The 2,324-nt window shown below is 68.3% G+C and carries 3 protein-coding genes; all 3 read left to right on the forward strand.

Going from position 1 to position 2,324, the window contains the following annotated elements; genetic code table 11:
• The coding region (locus AC1D15_RS27665; protein WP_477828527.1) for an H-NS histone family protein at positions 1 to 292 on the forward strand (292 nt) is incomplete at its 5' end.
• Between the two features lie 224 nt (positions 293 to 516).
• Complete coding sequence (locus AC1D15_RS27670) at positions 517 to 1,473, forward strand: sugar ABC transporter substrate-binding protein (protein WP_052211616.1); 957 nt, start codon at positions 517 to 519, stop codon at positions 1,471 to 1,473.
• A gap of 26 nt (positions 1,474 to 1,499) precedes the next feature.
• Positions 1,500 to 2,324, forward strand: an 825-nt coding sequence (locus tag AC1D15_RS27675; protein ID WP_477828528.1) for an ATP-binding cassette domain-containing protein, incomplete at its 3' end; no start/stop codon positions are given.

Below are 2,324 nucleotides of genomic sequence, written 5' to 3' on the forward strand. Positions count from 1 at the left end.
GCGCGAAGCCGAGAAGCTGCAGCGCAAGGAAGTCGAAGGCGTCGTCGTACGCATCAAGGAAGCGATCGAGGCCTATGGCCTGACGGCCGCCGACCTGGGTCTCGGGGGCGCCAGGCGCGGCCCGAAGGCTGCCACCAAGAAGGTCGCAGCGAAGCGTGGTCGCAAGAAGGCGGGCGGTGACGTCAAGTTCCGCGACGAGTCCGGCAACGTCTGGGGCGGCCGCGGGCCGCGCCCGAAGTGGCTGCGTGATGCATTGGCCGCCGGCAAGCAACTGTCGGACTTCGCGGTCTAAAAAAGAAGCGCGATCCCTCGGTCGACGGGGACGTCGACCGATCCTCGGGTATTCCCTCTGGTCATTGATTTGCGATGAAATTCAAATAGCAAACGTTCGCGCAAACGTTTGCGTATGAAAACGACAGTCATAGCGACGAAAACGTGGTGCGAACGAAGTACTGTCCGGGCGGTTCATCGACCCGACGTCCGGGCAACAATCCACGCCTCGAGGAGACACTCGCAATGACGATCGCATTCCACAGCCGCCGCCGCAGCATCGCCGTGGCCGCCACGGCCCTGGCCGCCGGCTTCTTCCTGACCGCCGCCCATGCCGACGACGCCAAGCCGCGCGTCGGCCTGGTGATGAAGTCGCTGGCCAACGAGTTCTTCAAGAACATGACCGAAGGCGCGCTGGCCCACGAGAAGAAGCGCGGCGACTTCTCGCTGAAGGCCGTCGGCATGCAGTCGGAGACCGACTTCGACGCGCAGACCGCCGCGGTCGAGAACTTCGTGACGCAGAAGTACGACGTGATCGTGATCGCGCCGGCCGATTCGCGGGCGATGGTCGCGCCGGTCGCGAAGGCGCTGAAGGCCGGCATCACGGTCGTCAACTTCGACGTGGCGCTGGATCCCGCAGCGATGAAGAAGGCCGGCCTCGACCTCGCCTTCGTCGGCCCTGACAACCGCGCCGGCGCCAAGATGGCCGGCGATGAACTCGCGAAGGCGATCGGCCCGGGCGCCAAGATCGTCATCATCGAAGGCAACCCCGGCGCCGACAACGCGCTGCAGCGCAAGCTGGGCTTCGAGGACGCGGCCAAGGCCGGCAAGCTGAACATCGTCGCGTCGCAGACCGCGCACTGGGAGACCGAGGAGGCGAACGCCGTCTTCACGAACATCCTGACCGCCAACCCCGACATCAAGGGCGTGATGGTCGCCAACGACTCGATGGCGCTCGGCGTCTCGAAGGCGCTCGATGCCGCGGGCAAGTCCGGGCAGATCAAGGTGGTGGGCTTCGACAACATCCCGGCCATCCGCCCGCTGATCAAGCAGGGCAAGGTGCTCGCCACCGTCGACCAGTTCGGCACCGAGATGGCCGCCAACGCGATCGACTACGGCATCAAGTCGCGCAAGGACAAGCAGCCGCTGAAGGGCTGGGTCAAGACGCCGATCGAGCTCGTCACGGCCAAGAACCTGAAGTAAAACCGCGCGGTCCAGGGAGCCCGCGCGTGGACCAGCACGACAACAACATCACCGCCACCACCGCCACCGTCGCGCTCGAGCTGCAGGGCTTGACGCGCCGGCACCCCGGCGTGATCGCGCTCGACGGCGTCGACCTCACGCTGAGGCGCGGCGAGGTGCACGCGCTGGCCGGCGAGAACGGCGCCGGCAAGTCCAGCCTGATCAAGATCCTGTGCGGCGCCGACCGCCCCGACGCCGGCCGCATGCGGCTGTTCGGCGAGGCCTACGCGCCGCAGTCGCCGCTGGCGGCGATGCGCGCCGGCATCCGCGTCGTGCACCAGGAGCTGCACATGCTGGGCGAGCTGTCGGTGGCCGAGAACCTGCTGTTCGAGCGGTTGCCGCGCACCCGGCTCGGCCTGCTCGACCGCGCCGCGATGGACCAGCGGGCGCGCGAGCTGCTCGCGCTGGTCGGGCTGGACGAGCTGTCGCCGGCCACGCGCGTCGGCACGCTGGGCATGGCGCAGCAGCAGTTGATCGAGATCGCGAAGGCGCTGTCGAACCAGCGCGGCGGCGGGGCTGCGGGAACCGCGCGCATCGTCATCATGGACGAACCCACCGCCACGCTGACCCCGCGCGAGACCGACCGCCTGCTGGCGATCATCCGCAAGCTGCGCGACGACGGCGTCACGGTGGTGTTCGTCTCGCACCACCTGCAGGAGCTGTTCGAGGTCTGCGACCGCGTCACGGTGCTGCGCAACGGCCGGCACGTCGCGACGCAGCCGATGGCCGGCACCTCGACCGGCGAGCTGGTGCGGCTGATGGTGGGGCGCGAGCTGGTCGAGCGGCCGCCGCGCGTTGCGCCGGTGCTCGAC

This window comes from Rhizobacter sp. P2_H2 (genome assembly GCF_056403375.1).

What these genes read in the sequence shown, in the direction of transcription:
- AC1D15_RS27670 (WP_052211616.1), top strand. Translation starts at nt 517, where the DNA reads ATGACGATCGCATTCCACAGCCGCCGCCGCAGCATCGCCGTGGCCGCC.